This is a genomic window from Streptomyces pyxinae (assembly GCF_024756275.1).
GTDB classification, from domain to species: domain Bacteria; phylum Actinomycetota; class Actinomycetes; order Streptomycetales; family Streptomycetaceae; genus Streptomyces; species Streptomyces pyxinae.
On record NZ_JANUGQ010000006.1, the window covers coordinates 54,157 to 72,748 of the forward strand.

Annotated in this window: 15 protein-coding genes and 1 pseudogene; 10 read left to right on the forward strand and 6 right to left on the reverse strand. The window is 74.5% G+C overall.

Translation table 11 applies throughout. The features are described from left to right. Nucleotides 1-183 precede the first annotated feature (183 nt). On the forward strand, nucleotides 184-414 hold the full coding sequence (locus NX801_RS09345) for a hypothetical protein (RefSeq protein WP_258786804.1): 231 nt from the start codon (nucleotides 184-186) through the stop codon (nucleotides 412-414). A gap of 254 nt (nucleotides 415-668) precedes the next feature. Beyond that, complete coding sequence (locus tag NX801_RS09350) at nucleotides 669-1,082, forward strand: ATP-binding protein (RefSeq protein WP_258786805.1); 414 nt, start codon at nucleotides 669-671, stop codon at nucleotides 1,080-1,082. Between the two features lie 40 nt (nucleotides 1,083-1,122). Here the strand turns inward: NX801_RS09350 and NX801_RS09355 are convergent, their stop codons facing one another. The 3 genes from NX801_RS09355 to NX801_RS09365 form a co-directional block, all read right to left on the reverse strand. Further along, on the reverse strand, nucleotides 1,123-1,479 hold the full coding sequence (locus tag NX801_RS09355) for a hypothetical protein (RefSeq protein WP_258786806.1): 357 nt from the start codon (nucleotides 1,477-1,479) through the stop codon (nucleotides 1,123-1,125). A gap of 27 nt (nucleotides 1,480-1,506) precedes the next feature. Next, the gene (locus NX801_RS09360; protein WP_258786807.1) at nucleotides 1,507-4,116 is read right to left on the reverse strand and encodes a bifunctional FO biosynthesis protein CofGH; all 2,610 of its coding nucleotides are present in this window, start codon (nucleotides 4,114-4,116) and stop codon (nucleotides 1,507-1,509) included. A 182-nt stretch (nucleotides 4,117-4,298) separates the two neighbouring features. Further along, nucleotides 4,299-6,038 carry an amidase gene (locus tag NX801_RS09365; RefSeq protein ID WP_428986109.1) on the reverse strand — a complete coding sequence of 580 codons (1,740 nt, stop codon included), beginning with the start codon at nucleotides 6,036-6,038 and terminating at the stop codon, nucleotides 4,299-4,301. Nucleotides 6,039-6,268: 230 nt separating this feature from the next. On the opposite strand from NX801_RS09365, the gene NX801_RS09370 reads away from it, so the two are divergent. Beyond that, a complete protein-coding gene (locus NX801_RS09370) occupies nucleotides 6,269-6,709 on the forward strand; it encodes a hypothetical protein (RefSeq protein WP_258786809.1) in 441 nt (146 codons plus the stop codon). Between the two features lie 31 nt (nucleotides 6,710-6,740). Here NX801_RS09370 and NX801_RS09375 read toward each other — a convergent pair whose 3' ends face one another. Beyond that, complete coding sequence (locus NX801_RS09375) at nucleotides 6,741-7,568, reverse strand: LLM class F420-dependent oxidoreductase (RefSeq protein WP_258786810.1); 828 nt, start codon at nucleotides 7,566-7,568, stop codon at nucleotides 6,741-6,743. A 110-nt stretch (nucleotides 7,569-7,678) separates the two neighbouring features. Between NX801_RS09375 and NX801_RS09380 the strand changes: the two genes are divergently transcribed. The 4 genes and pseudogenes from NX801_RS09380 to NX801_RS09395 all read left to right on the forward strand — a co-directional run bounded on the left by NX801_RS09380 (nucleotide 7,679) and on the right by NX801_RS09395 (nucleotide 13,971). Further along, nucleotides 7,679-9,598, forward strand: a complete 1,920-nt coding sequence (locus NX801_RS09380; RefSeq protein ID WP_258786811.1) for a CehA/McbA family metallohydrolase — start codon at nucleotides 7,679-7,681, stop codon at nucleotides 9,596-9,598. A 21-nt stretch (nucleotides 9,599-9,619) separates the two neighbouring features. Next, nucleotides 9,620-10,480, forward strand: a pseudogene (locus tag NX801_RS09385) (ABC transporter ATP-binding protein); the annotation flags it as partial. 373 nt (nucleotides 10,481-10,853) lie between these two features. Then, entirely contained in the window at nucleotides 10,854-11,873 is a 1,020-nt protein-coding gene (locus tag NX801_RS09390; protein ID WP_258786812.1) for an iron-siderophore ABC transporter substrate-binding protein, read from the forward strand. Between the two features lie 4 nt (nucleotides 11,874-11,877). Further along, a complete protein-coding gene (locus tag NX801_RS09395; RefSeq protein ID WP_258786813.1) occupies nucleotides 11,878-13,971 on the forward strand; it encodes an iron ABC transporter permease in 2,094 nt (697 codons plus the stop codon). A 256-nt stretch (nucleotides 13,972-14,227) separates the two neighbouring features. On the opposite strand, the gene NX801_RS09400 is transcribed toward NX801_RS09395, so the two are convergent. Then, entirely contained in the window at nucleotides 14,228-14,554 is a 327-nt protein-coding gene (locus NX801_RS09400) for a cupin domain-containing protein (protein ID WP_258786814.1), read from the reverse strand. A 101-nt stretch (nucleotides 14,555-14,655) separates the two neighbouring features. Beyond that, a complete protein-coding gene (locus tag NX801_RS09405; RefSeq protein ID WP_258786815.1) occupies nucleotides 14,656-16,245 on the reverse strand; it encodes an APC family permease in 1,590 nt (529 codons plus the stop codon). A 302-nt stretch (nucleotides 16,246-16,547) separates the two neighbouring features. On the opposite strand from NX801_RS09405, the gene NX801_RS09410 reads away from it, so the two are divergent. From NX801_RS09410 to NX801_RS09420, 3 genes are all read left to right on the forward strand, one after another. Continuing rightward, the gene (locus tag NX801_RS09410) at nucleotides 16,548-17,726 is read left to right on the forward strand and encodes an epoxide hydrolase family protein (RefSeq protein WP_258786816.1); all 1,179 of its coding nucleotides are present in this window, start codon (nucleotides 16,548-16,550) and stop codon (nucleotides 17,724-17,726) included. A 101-nt stretch (nucleotides 17,727-17,827) separates the two neighbouring features. Further along, a complete protein-coding gene (locus tag NX801_RS09415; RefSeq protein ID WP_258786818.1) occupies nucleotides 17,828-18,145 on the forward strand; it encodes a nucleoside triphosphate pyrophosphohydrolase in 318 nt (105 codons plus the stop codon). A gap of 181 nt (nucleotides 18,146-18,326) precedes the next feature. Beyond that, nucleotides 18,327-18,533 carry a hypothetical protein gene (locus NX801_RS09420; RefSeq protein ID WP_258786819.1) on the forward strand — a complete coding sequence of 69 codons (207 nt, stop codon included), beginning with the start codon at nucleotides 18,327-18,329 and terminating at the stop codon, nucleotides 18,531-18,533. The last annotated feature ends 59 nt before the right edge of the window (nucleotides 18,534-18,592 follow it).

The following is an 18,592-nucleotide window of genomic DNA, read 5'->3' on the forward strand; positions in this document are numbered from 1 at the left end:
CGGCCGGGCCGGCAACCGTGGACGGCGGAGCGAGCCAGGACGCGCCCGGCCACGGAGGCCGAGGTGCGGCAGCTCGCCGCCGTCGCCGCACACACCGCCGCCGGAGCCGGTGACGGCCGACCGGTGCAGCGGCGAAGCTCCGGGACGGCGAACGCCCCGGCCTCGCGGCGCAGGAACTCCCGGATGCCCGAGCGACCCGACCCGGAGGCCGGAGAGGTGTGGTTCGACCAGCGGAAAGGCCAGGCCGGCCGGGTGCTTGCCGTCCGGCCGGGTGCCGAGCAAGTGACGCTCGTACGTCCCGGAGGCCACCCCTGGTTCGCGGCCTTCGCACAGCTGCGGCGGCCCACCGCGCACGAGGAGCGGCAGCTCGCCGCCCTCGCCCGGCTGCATCGGCAGGCCGTCCGTGACCGGTGACGGCCCCGGGTGGCGGGCACTGACGGCGGTCGTCGCCGCCACGGCCACGCTGCTGCTCACCTGGACCGTGCTCGGCCGGCTCTGACCCACGTCGAGGCCAGGGCGTAAGCCGCGCGGGCCTTGACCGGACCCGTCGAGAGCCCGAGGCCTGTACGCCACCCGCCGGGGCCGCGCCCGTACCGGGAGTCAGCCACCCGCATCGGCGCCGCAGTGCGGCGATGCCCACACCACCGTCAAAGTCAAAGGAGACGACGATGGCTCAACCCTCACCGGGGGAATCCGCGCAGCCAGCCTGCCGCCCCGGCTACGGCGGTACCCTGCCGCCCGCCCCCGGAAGCGCGGCCACCGCCCGGAGTCTGGTCCGTGTCGCGCTCGCCACCTGGGCCCTGGAGGAACTGGCCGACCCCACCGCGCTGATCGTCTCGGAGCTGATGTCCAACGCCGTGCGGCACGCACGGTGCGACGACATCGCGGTGGCCATCGACCGTACCGGACGGCGGACCGTCCGGGTGGCGGTCACCGACTCCTCCGGCGTACTTCCCGTGCCGCGCGCATCGGGCCACGACGACGAGACCGGACGCGGACTGGCCCTCGTGTCGGCGCTCGCGCAGTCGTGGGGGATCGAGGAACACCACCGGGGAAAGACCGTCTGGGCGGTGGTCCGGTGACCCCCGCCCCACGACAGGGGCGCCGATCGGCACGTACCCGTCACAGCCCCGGGCCCACCAGGCCGCCGAGGAGGCCGAGGGCGGCGGGGAGGGTGAGGGTGGCGAGGGCGGCGGTGGGGTGGCGGGGGCGGAGGCGTTCGGTGAGGGCGGCGGTGACCAGGCCGAAGGTGGCGGCGAAGAGGGCGATGTCGGTGGGGTGGAGGGTGTCCCAGCCGTGGACGAGGAGCTGGACGATCACCATGGGACCGGCGAAGTAGCCGGCCGCCGAGAGCCACTCGCCCCCGCTCACCGTGCGGCGCGGAGAGGTCTTCCGTACCGACCGGCGGATCAGGACGGCGATCAGGACGATCTCCAGCAGGGTGGCCACGGCGAAGGTGACCTGGAAGAGGAGCCGCACGGCTGCCGGTGTTCCTTTCGGGCGGGCTCAGTCGGTGAGGACGGGGAGCAGGCGGGGGAGGTGGCCGTCGGAGGCGGTGGCGGCCCGGCGGCGTTCCTCGGGGACCTCGCCGTAGAGGGTGGTGCGGGGGCGGGCGGGGCGGCCCGCGGCGGCGGCGATGGCGGTGAGGTCGCGTACGGACTTGTACGAGCCGTAGGAGGAGCCGGCCATCCGGGAGATGGTCTCCTCCATGAGGGTGCCGCCCAGGTCGTTGGCGCCGGAGCGGAGCATCTCGGCGGCGCCCTCCGCGCCGAGCTTCACCCAGCTGGTCTGGATGTTGGTGATGTGCGGGTGCAGGAGGAGCCGGGCCATGGCGGTGACGGCGCGGTTGTCGCGGGTGGTGGGGCCCGGGCGGGCGATGCCGGCCAGATAGACCGGGGCGTTGGTGTGGATGAAGGGGAGGGTGACGAACTCCGTGAAGCCGCCGGTCTCCTGCTGGAGGGCGGCCAGTGTGCGGAAGTGGCCCAGCCAGTGGCGGGGCTGGTCGACATGGCCGTACATCATCGTGGAGCTGGACCGCAGGCCCACCTGGTGGGCGGTCCTGATGACCTCGGTCCAGGTGGCGGCGGGCAGCTTGCCCTTGGTGAGGATCCAGCGCACCTCGTCGTCCAGGATCTCGGCGGCGGTGCCCGGGATGGAGTCGAGTCCGGCCTCCTGGGCGGCGGTCAGCCACTCGCGGATCGAGAGTCCGGTACGGCTGGCCCCGTTGACCACCTCCATGGGCGAGAAGGCGTGCACATGGATGCCGGGCACCCGGGCCTTCACCGCGCGGGCGATGTCGAAGTACGCGGTGCCGGGCAGGTCCGGGTGGATGCCGCCCTGCATGCACACCTCCACCGCGCCCACCTCCCACGCCTGCGCGGCCCGGTCCGCCACCTGGTCGAGCGAGAGGGTGTAGGCGTCGGCGTCGGTGCGGCGCTGGGCGAAGGCGCAGAACCGGCAGCCGGTGTAACAGACATTGGTGAAGTTGATGTTGCGGGTGACGATGTACGTGACGTCCTCGCCGACGACGGACTTGCGGAGGTCGTCCGCGACCCGGCAGAGCGCGTCCAGGGCCGGCCCGTCGGCGTGCAGCAGGGCCAGCGCCTCGGCGTCGGTGAGCCGGGTCGGGTCGTCGGCGGCGACGGCGAGGGCTCCGCGCACATCGGTGTCGATGCGCTCCGGGACCATCCCGGGCGCCGCCGCCTCGCGGAGCGCCGCCCAGTCGCCGTACACCGCGTCGAAGTCGGCGCGCCGGTCGTGGGTGCGGCCCTCGGTGTCGATGGTGCGGTGCAGATCGGTGCGGCCCGAGGGGGTGAAGCCCTCGTCCGGCTCCTGCCACGGCAGTCCCCCGGGCCGCGCGTCCGGCCGGGCGAGACCGGTCTCCGGGTCGGCCAGCGCCCGGACGTGCGGCAGCACCCGGGGGTCCAGCCACGGTTCACCCCGGGTGACGAACTCCGGGTAGACACAGAGCCGTTCGGCCAGCCGGAAACCTTCCGCCGCCGACCGCTCGGCCAGCAGGTCGATCTCCGGCCACGGGCGCTCGGGGTTCACATGGTCGGGGGTGAGTGGCGAGACCCCGCCCCAGTCGTCGATGCCCGCGCCGATCAGCCGCCCGTACTCCTCGTCCACCAGGTTCGGCGGGGCCTGGATGCAGCCGGACGGGCCCATGATGTGGCGGGCGACGGCGACGGTGGCCACCAGGTCGTCCAGCTCCGCGTCCGGCATGCCGCGCATCGCGGTGTCCGGCTTGGCGCGGAAGTTCTGGATGATCAGCTCCTGGATGCCGTGGTACGCCCGGGCCACCCGGCGCAGCGCGAACAGCGAGTCGGCGCGCTCCTCGTACGTCTCCCCGATACCGATCAGCAGCCCGCTGGTGAACGGCACCGAGGAACGCCCGGCGTCCTCCAGCACCCGCAGCCGGACGGCCGGTTCCTTGTCCGGGGAGCCGTGGTGCGGGCCGCCGGGCTCGCTCCACAGCCGCTCGGCGGTGGTCTCCAGCATCATCCCCATCGAGGGGGCGACCGGCTTCAGCCGCTGGAAGTCGGTCCAGGAGAGCACCCCCGGGTTGAGGTGGGGCAGCAGCCCGGTCTCCTCCAGGATGCGCACCGACATGGCCCGGACGTACGCCAGGGTGTCGTCGTAGCCGTGCGCGTCCAGCCACTCCCGGGCCTCCGGCCAGCGGTCCTCGGGCTTGTCGCCCAGCGTGATCAGGGCTTCCTTGCAGCCCAGTTCGGCGCCGCGCCGGGCGATGTCCAGCACCTCGTCGGGGGACATGAACATCCCGTGCCCGGCCCGGCGCAGCTTGCCGGGCACGGTGACGAAGGTGCAGTAGTGGCACCGGTCCCGGCAGAGCCGGGTGAGCGGGATGAACACACTCTTGGAGTACGTGATGACACCGGGCCGCCCGGCCGCCGCGAGCCCGGCGTCCCGCACCCGGGCCGCCGAGGCGGTGAGGTCCGCCAGGTCGTCCCCGCGCGCCTGGAGCAGCACGGCGGCCTCGGTGACGTCGAGCGCGACCCCGTCCCGCGCCCGCCGCAGCGCCCGGCGCATGGCGTTGGCGGTGGGCGGCGTGGTCGGCGCCGCCCCGGTGCTGTTGCCGTTTCCCGTGGTGGTCATCCACCGAGCATACGAGCGCCCGGCCGACGGCCCGGGCAGCGGGCGCGCACTCCCGCCACCCGTCCGGAACAGGCCGGATCGGACCGGGACGGGATGGGCCGGACCGGGCCGGGCGGGGACGAGCCGGACCGGGGCCGGCCGGAAGCCCGGCCCCGGGCGCACGGCCCGCGGGACGCGACGGCTCAGTGCCGGGCGGCGGGGCCCGTGGTCGGGAGGTAGCGCGGGGCCCGCCAGGCGCGCAGCTCCCGCTCCACCGCACCGCCCAGCGACAGCAGCCGGACGTCCTGGTGGCCGCCGGCCGTCAGCAGCAGCCCGACCGGCAGCTCGCCCACGAAGCCGGCGGGCACCGAGAGCGACGGATACCCGGCCACGGCGGCGGGCGTGGAGGACGGGACGATGTCGTTGTCACCCCGGGCGCAGTCGGTCGTCCAGGCGGGCGGATTGGCCGGGGCGGCGATGGCGTCCAGCCGGTGGGCGGCCAGGGTCTCGTCGATCGAGCGCCGGGAGAGGTCCCGCAGCTCGGCGCGGGCCGCCCGGTACTCCGGATCGCTGGTGGGCGGCGCGGCGAGGGCCTGCTCGAAGAGTTCCTGTCCGGCGAAGCAGGTCCGTTCCGCCGGGTGGGAGCGGTTGAACTCGATGAGCCCCGCGAGGTTCCGGGGGCCCCGGCGGGTCGCCAGATAGGCGTCGATGTCCCGGTGGAACTCGCTGAGCAGCGCCGGGAATTCGAGCGCCGCCAGCCGGTCCTGGTAGGGCGGGGTCACCTCCACGACCTCGGCTCCGGCGTCCCGCAGCCGCCGCGCCGTGCCGGTCATCAGGGCGTCCACCTCCGGGCCGAGCGAGGGCAGCCGCCACAGCCCGATCCGCTTGCCGCGCAGCCCGGCCGAGGGTGTGGGGGCGTACGGAGCACCGGTACCGGGAACACCGTTGGCGGTCCGGCCCCGAGGATGCGTCCGGCCGCCGGGGTCGCTGATCACCGAGAGGGTCAGCGCGGTGTCGGTCACATTGCGTGCCATGGGCCCGGCGGTGTCCTGCTCGGCGGAGATGGGCACCACACCGGACTGGCTCACCAGCCCGAGGGAGGGCTTGAGGCCGACCACGCCGTTCATCCCGGCCGGGCACACGATGGAGCCGTCCGTCTCGGTGCCGATCGCCACCTGGGCCAGCGAGGCGGCGAGCGCGGCGGCCGAACCGGCCGACGACCCGCACGGGTTGCGGTCCAGCACATACGGGTTGTTGGTCTGGCCGCCCACCGCCGACCAGCCAGAAGTGGGCTTGGCGGCCCGGAAGTTCGCCCACTCGGAGAGATTGGTCTTGCCGAGGATCACCGCCCCCGCCTCCCGCAGCCGGGTGACCAGGACGGCGTCGGCGTCCGGCGGGCTCCCGGCGAGGGCCAGCGAGCCGGCCGTCGTCGGCATGGACCGGGTGTCCACATTGTCCTTGAGCAGCACCGGGATGCCGTCGAGCGGTCCGAGGACGGCACCGCGCCGGTGCCTGGCGTCGCTGGCGGCGGCCTGGTGGAGCGCGGTCGGGTCGGTGCGGAGCACCGCGTGGAGCCGGGGGTCGATGCCCCTGATCCGGCCCAGATAGGTCCGGGTCAGCTCGGCCGAGGTCAGCGAGCCGCTCGCCATCCGGGCCTGCAGCTCCGGTGTCGTCACGGTGTCGAGATCCACCCCCGGGAGCCGGGGCGCGACCCCCGGCCGGGACGGGGCCGCTGACGCGGGCGGCGTGGGCGCAGACGCGGACATGGCCCCCGACGCGGACGCGACCACCGGCGGAACCGCTCCGGCGGTCGTCCCATCCGCGTGAACGGCGGTTTCCGAAGCCCGGGGCCCGGCGGCTTCCGCGGCCGGCTGGGCCACCCCGGCCGGCAGGGTCCCGAGGACCAGAGCGGCGGTCAGGGTGGCAACGCTCCTCGTTTTCATGGGGGTCAGCGCACTACACGCCCCCGGCCGGCGCAAGAGGGCCCTCCGGGACCGGTGAGCCCCCGGAGACCGGGGAATCCCCGGAGACTGGAGGGCCGCCGAGCACCGGCGTAGGTGACGAGTCGTACTCCGTGGGCGGTGTGACCCGCCCGGTTCACGAGGAAACGCGGTCGTGGAGCACTCCGGGCATGGGGCAAGATCCTTCTGTTCGTCTTTGTCCCAGGAGATCCATGCACCAGCGTCTGCCCCTGCTCACCGCCTGCCTCGCACTCGCCGCGCTCGGCGCCTCGGCCTGCGGCCCGTCCGGCGATCACGGCCCGGGCGCCCCGGTGACACCGGCCACCGCGTCCGCGCCGCCGTCCGCACCCGTGTCCGCGTCCGCCTCGGCCGCCCCGTCCGGCGGCCCGTCGGCGGGCTCCGCCGACGGGCACAAGCCGACCGGGCTGTCCGCCAAGCTCTACCTCAAGACGATCCGCGGACACTATCCGGATCTGGACCGCGTCAGCGACGACGCACTCGTCGCTCATGGCGACGCGCTCTGCGTCGCCCGCGGGCAGGCCCTCGTCGACCAGGCCCTGAAGACGAAGCAGGAGCTCGAACTGACCGGGAAGCAGGTTTCGCAGATCCTCGGCACCGCGCACGGCTACTGCGGCGAGAACGCGTTCGGGTGACGCCGGAGGACCTGACCGGGGCCCACCGGCCCTAGAGGTGCTCGGCGTACGCGTCCAGGGCGCGGAGCACCTCGTCGGCCCCGGCCGGCGGGAGCTGGAGCACCACCTCCCGGATCCCCAGGTCGGCCAGCCGGTCGAGCTTCTCGGCGCCGGGGCGCGGGACGAGCGGCAGGATGTGCAGCGCCTCCGGGTCGCGGCCGGCCGCCTCCCACTCCGACCGGAGCGCCGCGAGGTCCTCGGGCAGGCTGCCGCCGGCGATCGGCAGCCAGCCGTCGCCGACCTCCGTGATGTGCCGGAAGACGGTGGGGCCGGCGACCCCGCCGAACAGGATCCGGGGTGCCCCGCCGGCCGGCTTGGGGTACGCGTACGAGGCCCGGACCGAGCCGAACTCACCCTCGTACGCCGTGGGTTCGGCCGACCAGAGGGCGCGCATCACATCGAAGTGCCGGCGCACCCGCTCCCGCCGGGTCTTCCACACGACCCCGTGGTCGGCGGCCTCCTCGCGGTTCCAGCCGTAGCCGACGCCGAAGGTGAACCGGCCGCCGGAGAGGTGATCCAGGCTGGCCACCTGCTTGGCCAGGTGGATGGGGTCGTGCTGGGCGACCAGGGTGATCCCGGTGCCGAGCGTCAGCCGTTCGGTGACGGCGGCCGCCTGGGCGAGCGCCACGAACGGGTCGAGCGTACGGCCGTATTCCGGCGGCAGGTCGCCGCCCAATGGATAGGGGCTGGTGCGCTCGACGGGGATGTGGGTGTGCTCGGGGACGTAGAGCCCGGAGAAGCCCCGCTCCTCCAGCTCGCGCGCGAGCCGTACGGGGGTGATGGTCTCGTCGGTGAGGAACATCGAGGTGGCAATGCGCATACCGCCAACGTACGTCCGGCGCGGAGTGTTCGGTGCCGTAACGCGAGGGTTTCGCCGCCAGTTGGCGAGGAGTTGACCCCTGACGGTCGCCATGGGCGGAGAGTGGGTCCATGGACGAGCGCGGGTACGAGCGCAGAGGCGAACTGACGGACGGACATACGGACGAAGGTACGGCCGCCGAGGGCACGGACGGGCGTACGGACCAGGGTGCGGCCGGACGTACGGACGAGGATGCGGCCGGACGTACGGACCGGCGTACGGGCGAAGGCACGGCCGGGCGTACGGACAGGGGTACGGCCGGGCGCACCGGGAAGGTCCGGCGCCGGGAAGCGGGGCCCGAACCGGCCTTCGGCAGGCGGGCGTTCGTGGCGGCCGGGGCCGGGGCGGTGCTCGCGGAAGGCCCGGCCCCGGGATTGGCCTCGGCACCGGCGGCGTACGCGGACGGCGGGGACGGGAGCGACGGGCGCCCGGCCGGCGGCGAGCGGACGTACACGGTCCGGGGGAACCTGCCGCCGGGCGCCCCGGACTATGTCTATGTGCCGCTCCAGGTCCCGCCCGGGGTGCGGGAGTTGGCCGTCTCCTACACCTACGAGCGGCCGCCCGTGCCCGCCGGAACACCCGGCAACGCCCTGGACATCGGGCTCTTCGACCAACGCGGCACCGGCGCCGAGGGGTTCCGGGGCTGGTCGGGCGGGGCCCGGTCGGAGTTCTCGGTACGGGCGGAGGCGGCCACGCCCGGCTATCTGCCCGGTCCCGTCCGGCCGGGCACCTGGCAGGTGGTGCTGGCGCCGTACACGGTGGCGCCCGGTGGGCTGGCGTACACCCTCACCGTCACCCTGCGGTTCGGCCCGCCCGGCCGGACGCCCGAGCCGGTCCATCCGCCCGGACGGGCGCGGGGCCGGGGGCGGGCCTGGTACCGGGGCGACTGCCATCTGCACACCGTGCACTCGGACGGGCGGCGCACCCCGGCGGAGGTGGCCGCCGCCGCCCGGGCCGCCGGGCTCGACTTCATCAACTCGTCCGAGCACAACACCACTTCGGCCCATGCGGCCTGGGAGGGGCTCTGGGGCGACGATCTCCTGATCCTCACCGGCGAGGAGGTGACCACCCGCACCGGCCACGCCGTGGCGATCGGCACCGACCCGGGCGCCTTCGCGGACTGGCGGTACCGGGCGCGGGACGGCCGGTTCGGGCGGGTGGCGCGGGGGATCCACCGGGCGGGCGGACTGGTGGTCCCGGCGCATCCGCACGCCGGGTGCCCGGGGTGCGCCTGGAAGCACGGCTACGCGGAGGCGGACGCGGTGGAGGTGTGGAACGGCCCCTGGACCGCCGAGGACGAACTGGCGCTCGGGGACTGGGACGCCCGGCTGACCGGGAGCGGCCGGTGGCTGCCCGCGATGGGCGGCAGCGACGCGCACCGGGAGCCGGACCACGTGGGCCTGCCGCAGACCGTGGTGCTCGCCGACGAGCTGAGCCGGGCCGCGATCCTGGCCGGGCTGCGGGCGGGACGCTCGTACGTATCCGAGTCCGCCGCGCTCTCGGTGGAGCTGACCGCGACGGGCGGCCGGGGCGCGGTGGCCGGGCCCGGCGAGCGGTTGCGGGTGGCGCCGGACACTCCGGTGACGGTACGGCTGGCGGTGACCGGGGCGGCGCCCGGCTGCACGGCACGGCTGGTGACGGACCAGGGGGTCCTCCGGACGGCCGCGCTCCCGGGACCGACCCCGCCCCCGGGAGCCGGAGCGGGCACGGGCGCCGCCGCCGCCACGACCGGACCTGGGTCCGGGAGGAGCGCCGCCGCCACGACCGGACCCGGGACCGCGACGGGCGCCGCCATCGGGACAGGAGCCAGGACTGCGGCAGCGGTGGTGGAGTGGACGACGACGGCCGGCTACGCCGCGTACGTCCGGGCCGAGGTACGCCACCCGGCGACGCTTCCCGGGCTGCCCGGGGCGATGGCGGCCTTCACCAATCCGGTGTTCCTGGGGCGGGAGCGGCCGGACGGCGGGGCCCGGGGGTCCGCACTCTTGTAAGGTTAGGCTAACCTTCGCCGCGTGAATCCAGGGAAAGCGGAATCGGGAGCTCCGGTTCAAGACGAACCCGGGCCGCGCGGGCATGAGCTGGCGGCCGAGGGCGTCACCGTCGCGTACGACGGCGACGACGTCGTGCACGGCGCCGCCCTCCGCCTCCGGCCCGGCGAGGTGACCGCGCTGGTAGGCCCGAACGGCAGCGGGAAGTCCACCCTGCTCCGGACGCTCGCCCGGCTCCAGACCGCCCGGAGCGGGCGGCTGGAGCTCGACCCGGGCGGCCCCGAGGCGGCCGACGGGCTGGCGCTGTCCGCGCGGGAGTTCGCCCGGCGGGTGGCGCTGCTGACCCAGGGGCGGCCGACCCCGAGCGGGCTGCGCGTCCGCGACCTGGTGGAGTTCGGCCGCTATCCGCACCGGGGGCGCTGGGGGAGACCCGACCCCCGGGGCCGTACCGCGGTGGACCGGGCACTCGCCCTGACCGGGGTCACCGAGCTCGCCGAGCGGGAGGCCGACCATCTCTCGGGCGGGCAGCTCCAGCGGGTCTGGCTGGCGAGTTGTCTCGCCCAGGAGACCGGGGTGCTGCTCCTCGACGAGCCGACCACCTACCTCGACCTCCGCTACCAGATCGAACTGCTCGACCTCGTGCGCGACCTGGCGGACGAGCACGGGATCGCCGTCGGTGTCGTCCTGCACGACCTCGACCAGGCGGCGTCCGTCGCGGACCGGATCGCCCTGCTTCGGGCGGGGCGGATCGTCGCGGACGGGACGCCGGAGGAGGTGCTGACGGGGGACCGGCTGACCGAGATGTACGGCATCCGGATCGATGTCGTCACCGACCCGCTGACCGGCCGCCCGCGCACCCGGGCGCTGGGCCGGCACCACTCCCGGGGCGGGGCCGGGGACCGGGCCCCGGGCGCCGCCGGCGACCAGCCCCCCGAGCCCGCCCGGGCCCCGCGGGCTCAGTCCCCGGAAGCCCCGGAGCACCCCCGGCCCCCGGAGTCCCAGGAACGCTCCCGGACGCCGGAGGCCCCGCAGAGCCCGCAGAGCCCTCAGGACCCGCTGAATTCCCGGGGTCCGCAGGGGCCTTGGGGAACGCAGACCTCCCGAGTCCAGCAGGAAACCCGGATCCCCCCGGTCTCGCACACCCCACACACTCCCCAGACCTCACAGAACTCCCCGTAGTCCCCACACACTCCCCGTACCCCCAGAACCCGCTGCCGGCCCCGGCTCAGCACCGTCCGGAAAGGTCCCGTACCCGCTCATGAGACGCCTCCTCACCTCCTCCTCTTCCGTCGCCGCCGGCGTCACCGCCGCCGCGCTGCTGCTGGCCGGCTGCGGTACGACCGAGTCCGCCCCCGGCGACTCGGCGGCCTCCGCCTCCGCCTCCACCGGGCCGGTCACCGTCACCGACGCGACCGGCGCCACCGTGAAGCTCGACGCCCCGGCCACCAAGGTCGTGGGCACCGAGTGGAACATCGTCGAGTCCCTGGTCTCGCTCGGTGTGGACCCGGTCGGCGTGGCGGACGTCAAGGGCTACAAGGCGTGGGACAGCGCCGTACCGCTCCGGAACGCCCCGAAGGACATCGGGCTGCGCGGCGAGCCCAGCATGGACACCGTCGCCGCCCTCCGCCCCGACGTGGTGATCGCCACCACCGATCTGCCGGCGGCGGCCGTCACGCAGCTGCGCAAGGTGGCGAAGGTGATCCAGGTGCGTCCGGGCGACGCGGCCGACCCGCTCGGCCAGATGAACAAGAACCTGGACCTGATAGCCCGGGCCACCGGCCGGACCGCGCAGGCGGCCACGCTCAAGAAGTCCTTCGAGACCAAGCTCGCGGCCGGCAAGAAGGCCCTCGCGGACGCCGGCCTGAGCGGCGAGGAGATCGCCTTCGCGGACGGCTATGTCGTCTCCAACCAGGTCAGCATCCGCCCGTACACCAGCGGTTCGCTGCTCGGCGGGGTCAATGAGGCGCTCGGCCTGAAGAACGCCTGGACCATGAAGGGCGACAAGGACTACGGCCTGGCCACCACCGATGTGGAGGGACTGACCGGGCTCGGCAAGGACGTCCGGTTCGCCTACATCGCCAATGACAGCGACGGCGGCGACCTGGTCTCCACCGCGCTCGTCAAGAACCCGGTCTGGAACTCGCTGGCCTTCGTCAAGGCGAAGCGGGTGCACCGGCTGAAGGACGGCATCTGGATGTTCGGCGGCCCCGGGTCGATGTCGGCATACGTCGACAGTGTGGTCGGCGCGCTGACCAAGACCGCGGCCGAGAAGCGGTAGCGCCATGGCCGTCACCGCCCCGACCGCGCCCGCCGGGCACGCGCGGCCGAACCCGGCCGGCCGGCCTCCCGCAGGCCGGTCCCCCGCCGGAACGGTCGCGGTGACGGCCGCGCTGGTGCTGCTGATCGTCCTGCTCGCCGCCGTCGACATCACCCAGGGCACCGCCGCCACCGGCCCGGCCGAGGTGTGGCGGGCGCTCACCGGCCGGGCCGGCGCGGGTGACGCCTCCGTGGTGGTGGCCTCCCGGCTGCCGAGGGCCGCCGCCGGAATCCTGGTGGGCGTCGCCCTGGGCGCGGCGGGCGCGGCCCTCCAGGCCGTGAGCCGCAATGTGCTCGCCGCGCCGGACACCCTGGCCGTCAACGCCGGCGCCTACCTCGCCCTCACCGCCGTCGGCGTCACCGGAGTGACGGTGCCGCTGCTCGCCTCCTCCGGGGTCGCCTTCGCCGGCGGCCTCGCCGCCGCCGTCCTGGTGCTCGGACTCTCCGGACCCGGCGGCGGAACCGTCCGGCTGGTGCTCGCGGGCAGCGCCCTCGCCCTCGGCCTGGGAGCCGTCACCGAGGCGCTGCTCCTGCTGTTCCCGCAGCACGCCGAGGGCCTCTACCACTGGGGCCAGGGCTCGATCGCGCAGAACGGCTTCAACGGGGTGCTCCAGACCGCGCCACTGGCCCTGGCGGCCCTGGCCGGGCTGCTGCTCCTCGGCCGCCGGGTGGACGCGCTCGGGCTCGGTGACGACGCGGCCCGGGGCCTCGGGGTGCCGGTCAGGACCACCCGGACGACCGTGGTGGCCCTGGCGGCCCTGCTGTCGGCCACGGCGGTGACACTCGCCGGTCCGGTCGGCTTCGTCGGGCTCTGCGCCCCCGCGCTGGTACGCCCCCTGGGCCGGCGGGCGCGCGGACTGCTGCGGGCCCGGGCCGGGCTGCCGGTGGCCGGGCTGGCCGGCGCGGCGCTGGTACTGGGCTCCGACGTGCTGCTGCGGGCGCTGGTGCCGAGCGACCTGGCGGTCGCGGTGCCGACCGGGGTGGTGACCAGCGTGGTGGGCGCCGGCTTCCTGGTGGTGATGGCGCTGCGCACCCGGGAGACGCCCGGGGCCGCCCAGCCGGACCGGATGCGGACCCCCGGCCGGGGTGCCTTCCTGGTCACGTTGCTGCTGCTGGTGGCGGTGCTCGTGGGGGTGACGATCGCCGCCGTACTGCTGGGCGACGCCAAACTGCTGCTCGGGGACGTCGCCAACTGGGCGACGGGCCGCTCCGGCCAGGCCGTCACCTTCGTCCTGGACACCCGGGTGCCCCGGGTGGTGGCCGCGCTGCTGGCCGGGGCCGCGCTGGCGCTCTCCGGCACGCTGGTCCAGGCGGTGACCCGCAACCCGCTCGCGGACCCGGGGGTGCTCGGCGTCTCCGGCGGCGCCGCCCTCGGAGCCGTACTGCTGGTCACCACGGTTCCGGTGGCCGGGTCCTGGGGGCTGGCCGGGGCCGCCTTCGCCGGGGCCGCGGCCGCCGCCGTGGTGGTCTTCGGACTGGCCGCGCGCGGCGGCTTCCAGCAGAACCGGCTGGTCCTGGTCGGCATCGGGGTGGCGGCCGGGACGGCGGCGCTGATCAGCCTGCTGATCGTGCTCACCGACCCGTTCAACGCCACCCGGGCGCTCACCTGGCTGGCCGGCTCGACGTACGGACGCACCCTGCCCGACACCGTGCCGGTGGCGCTGGTCCTGGCCGCCGCCGTCGCCGTGGCCGTCGGCCGCCGTACGGAGCTGGACCTCATCGCCCTGGACGAGGACACCCCCCGGCTGCTCGGGCTGCGGCCGGCCGGGGCGCGCCTCGGGATGCTGGTGGTGAGCGTGCTGCTCAGCGCCACGGCGGTCGCCGCCACCGGCACCATCGGCTTCGTGGGCCTGGTCGCCCCGCACGCCGCCCGCGCCCTGGTGGGCCGCCGGCACGTCCGGGTGGTCCCGGTGGCCCTGCTGCTGGGGGCGGCCCTGGTCACCGGGGCGGACCTGCTGGGCCGTACCGTGATCGCCCCCTCCCAGCTGGGCGCCGGGGTCATGACCGCCGTGGTGGGGACCCCGTACTTCCTCTATCTGCTGGTCCGCGCCCGGCGGTGAGGACGCGGCCTTCCGGGCCGCCGCTCGGTCGTCCGACGGCGCTCAGTCGTCCGCCGGCGGCCACCCGGTCGTCGGCGGCCCCACAGTCGTCGGCGGCCGGCCGCCGACGGCCACCCAGTCTTCGACGGCCACCCAGTCTTCGACGGCCGACCAGTCTTCGACGGCAGCCGCCGTCGCCGGCCACCCGGTCGTCGCCGGCCGCTCAGTCGTCGCCGGCCACCCGGTCGTCGGCCGCCGCTCAGTCGTAGACAGCTGCTCAGTCGTTGACGGCGGTCAGCAGGATCGCCGCGTCCGTCACGGCGGTGACCCCGTGCCGCTCGGGCGGCAGCAGATGGAGCGCGGCGGTCGTCAGCTCGGTGTCGCCGGACCGGGTGGTCACCCGTACCGTGCCGCGCAGCACCTGGAGGGAGGCGGCCGGCGGGGTGGTGTGCTCGTCCAGCGAGGTGCCGGCGGTGAGGGCGATGACGGTCTGGCGGAGCGGCCGCTGCCGCAGGACCAGGAGGGCGCTGCGGCCGTGCTCGCTGTCCCGGGCGGCGGCCAGGTGTTCACCGGCGATGGCGTGGAGGTCGCACGAGTCGCTCATACCGTCCAGGTTGCCCCGGGGCGCCGTCCCCCGCACGACGGCCGCCGGCCGCCCGGCCCGGCAGGGAGCCCGCCCCGGCCACCCGGCCGTGGCGGGCTCCCTCAGTCGGGGACGACCAGCGACGGGGTCTCCCGGGTCAGTACCTCGCCCCGGAAGAAGGCGGGGCTGCGCCGCCGCATCACCAGCATGATCACCACGCCCAGGAGCAGCAGCCCGACGCCGATGACGAAGACCGAGCCGACGCCGAGAACGGCGGAGCCGGAGCCGTACGCCGGGTCCCACATGTCGTACAGCGTCTTGCCGAAGACGGCGGTGAGCATCAGCCCGCCGAGGGCCGGGAGTACGCCCTTCAGCAGCGCGTCCCGCACGGAACGGGTCAGCTCGGCGCGGAAGAACCAGACACAGGCGAAGGCGGTCAGGGCGTAGTAGAAGCAGATCATCAGCCCGAGGGCGTAGATGGTGTCGACCAGGACGTTCTCGCTGACCAGGGTCATGACCGTGTAGAAGACGCCGGTGGCGGCACCGGCCACCACGGTGGCCTGGCCCGGGGTCTTGAACCGGGGGTGCACCCGGGTGAAGGAGTGCGGCAGGGCCTCGTAGGTGGCCATCGCCAGGACCGTGCGGGCGACCGGGATGAAGGTGGTCTGGAGGCTGGCGGTGGCGGAGGCGAGCACGGCGACGAAGAGGGTGACGCCGAGCGCCCCGCCCATCACCGGACCGGCGAGCGCGGCGAAGACATTGTCGGAGGTGTCCGGGTTGGCGAGGCCGAGGCCCCGGTCGCCGGAGCCCACCACCAGTTGGGCGGCGATGCCGGTGGCGAGGTACGAGCCGACCAGCACCACCATGGTGATCAGCGCGGCGCGGCCGGGGGTGCGGTCGCTGCCGGTGGTCTCCTCGTTGGTGGCCATGCAGGCGTCCCAGCCCCAGTAGATGAAGATCGCCAGCGAGAGCCCGGCGGTGAAGGCGGAGAAGGAGCCGACGGCGAACGGATTCAGCCAGGACCAGGAGAACTCCGCGCCGGTCGGGAAGGCGGCGTCGCCCGCCTTCCCGAAGGCCAGCACGACGAAGATGGCCAGCACCGCGAGCTGGAGGCCGACCAGGGTGTACTGGACGCTCTTGGTGGCGGTCATGCCCCGGTAGCTGATGGCGGTGGCGACGGCGATCAGGCCCAGACAGGTGAGGATGTGGACGGCCTTGTCGCCGTCCAGCGCGGCGACGCCCGGGTCGCCGGTGAGCTCCCCGGCGAGCAGCCAGAAGTACGAGGTGGCGACGCCCGCGAGGTTGGAGAGCACGATGATCGTCGCGATCACCAGCCCCCAGCCGCACATCCAGCCGACCCGGGGCCCGAAGGCCTTGACCGTCCAGGTGAACGAGGTGCCGCAGTCGGGCATCGCCCGGTTGAGCTCCCGGTACGCGAAGGCCACCAGCAGCATCGGCAGGAAACCGGCCAGGAAGACGGCGGGCATCTGGAGCCCGACCTCGCCGGCGGTGGAGCCCAGGGTGGAGGTCAGGCAGTAGACCGGGGCGACGGTCGACACACCGATGACCGCACTGCCGACGAGCCCGACGGAGTTCCCGCCGAGCCCCTTGCCGCGTACGCCTCCGGCGTCGGACGCGCCGCCCGGCACGGCGGCGTCCGGCGCCGTCGTCACCGCGTCTCCGGCCCGGGGCCGTGCTTCCACCTGAGTCATGGCCAGGACGCTAAGGGCTGCGATTTCGGTATCCGGAAGGCCGAAGGCGCCGATCTTTCCCTTCCATTGCATGCCCACGCAGGGCACTCAGCCAGCAGAAGAAAGGTCGACACGGCCACCAAACGTGCCGATCCCAGGCTCGGTTACCCGGAGTACCTCCTGCGAGAACCGCACCCCCGCCCGATTTGCCCGGTTCAAAATTTTCCCGCGCGATTTTCCCGTGGAAGTTTCCGCCCGGCGGATCCGGCTTCTCCCCGCGTACCGGACCGGAACTGACCGCGCCCCCTTCTACCGTCGCCCCCATGAACCTTCCGGCGAACCTTCCGAGTCCCCGCCCCTTCCGGGTGGACGTCCCCCAGGAAGCGCTGGACGACCTGCGCGCCCGGCTCGCCGCCACCCGCTGGCCGGCCGAGCTGCCGGGCACCGGCTGGAGCAGAGGCGTCCCGGTCGGCTACCTCAAGGGCCTCGCCGCGTACTGGGCCGACGGCTACGACTGGCGAGCCCAGGAGGCGGCGCTCAACGCCCACCCCCAGTTCCTGACCACCGTCGACGGCCAGAACCTGCACTTCCTCCAGGTGCGCTCCCCCGAGCCGGCCGCCACCCCGCTGTTGCTGCTGCACGGCTGGCCGGGCTCGGTCGCGGACTTCCTGGACGTGCTGGGGCCCCTGTCCGACCCGCGCGCCCACGGCGGCGACCCGGCGCACGCCTTCCACCTGGTCGTCCCGTCCCTGCCGGGCTTCGGCTTCTCCACCCCGCTGGCCGGACCCGGCATGGACGCCGCCGCGATGGCCCGGGTGTGCGCCGGCCTGATGGAGACGCTCGGCTACGAGCGGTACGGCGTCCAGGGGTACGACACCGGCTCCTGGATCGCCCCGCACCTCGGCAGGCAGCACCCCGACCGGGTCATCGGCATCCATGTCAACGCCCTGCTCGCCTTCCCGTCCGGCGCCGAGGGCGAGACGGACGGCCTGACCGAGACCGAGCAGCGGCGCCGGCAGGCGATGCGGGGCTTCAACGACGGCTATCTCCGGTGCAACTCCAAGCGCCCCCAGACGGTGGGGTACGCCCTCACCGACTCACCGGTCGGCCAACTCGCCTGGATGGTGGAAAAGTTCAAGGAACTCACCGAACCGGCGGACGGCCTCCCGGAGGACGGCATCGACCGGGACCGCATCCTGACCCAGGTCTCCCTGTACTGGCTGACCGGCACCGCCGTCTCGGCCGCCCAGATCTACTACGAGGAGATCACCGCCAACGCCCGGCCCGAGTCCGCCACCACCCCGGCCGACACCGACACCCGGGGCTCCGTACCCACCGCCGTCCTGGTCTCCGCCCACGACGTGACCGTCCGCCGCTGGGCCGAGCGCGACCACCACATCGTCCGCTGGACCGAACTCGGCCGGGCCGGCCACTTCCTGTCCATGGAGGCCCCCGACCTCCTCGTCACCGACCTCCGTGCCTTCTTCGCCACCCTGACCTGACCGGCCCCCCTCCTCCGAGGCGGCCCCTACGCTGAGACCGCACGACGCAGGCCGGCCGACACCACTCCGCGGCCACGAAGGACGAGCCCGGGAGCGCAGACATGAACAGCCGCGGCAAGCTCGTACGGGACCGCATCCCGGAGATCATCCGCGCGGACGGCGCCGAGCCGATGACTCATACGGCCGGGGCGGACGAATACCGCGGCCGACTGCGCGACAAACTGCTCGAAGAGGTCCAGGAGTTCCTCGCGGCGGACAGCTCGACGGCACCCGACGAACTGGCCGACATACTGGAAGTCGTCCACGCGCTCGCGCGGGACCTGGGCATGGACCCGGCCGCGCTGGAAGCGATCCGTCAGACCAAGGCCCGTGAACGAGGCGGCTTCGCCGACCGCATCGTCTGGACCGGCAACCGCTGAACCACAACCGCCCGGCGAGACACCTCCGGCTCGGGGTCGGCAGGGGCACCACGGAGGCCGAGGTGGAGCGGGCGGCCGGGCTTCTCGTGCGGGGCGCGGGAGGCCCGTACGGCGGAGGGCGGCGGCGATCGGCGGGGGCCGGCGCGCGTTAGGATCCCCGGGGACAACTTCGGGGGGACACATGAGACTTGCCTGGCTGGCGTGGCTGTGGCGGCACGGTGACGAGTACGGGTTCGGCGGCGGGTGGCTGAGCGGCGTCGTCGGTTCGCTGGTGGTCGTGGCCACCGCGCTGGTGGTGGCCTACAGCCTGCGCCGGAACCGGCCGCTCTCGCTGGCCGCGGGCGCGGCCGTCGGGGGCGCCGGATTCGCCTGGCTCGCGACACACTGACGTCACATCGGGGGCCGCGCTGACGGGCCGCGCCTGCGGGTCGCTCCTGCGGCCCCGCC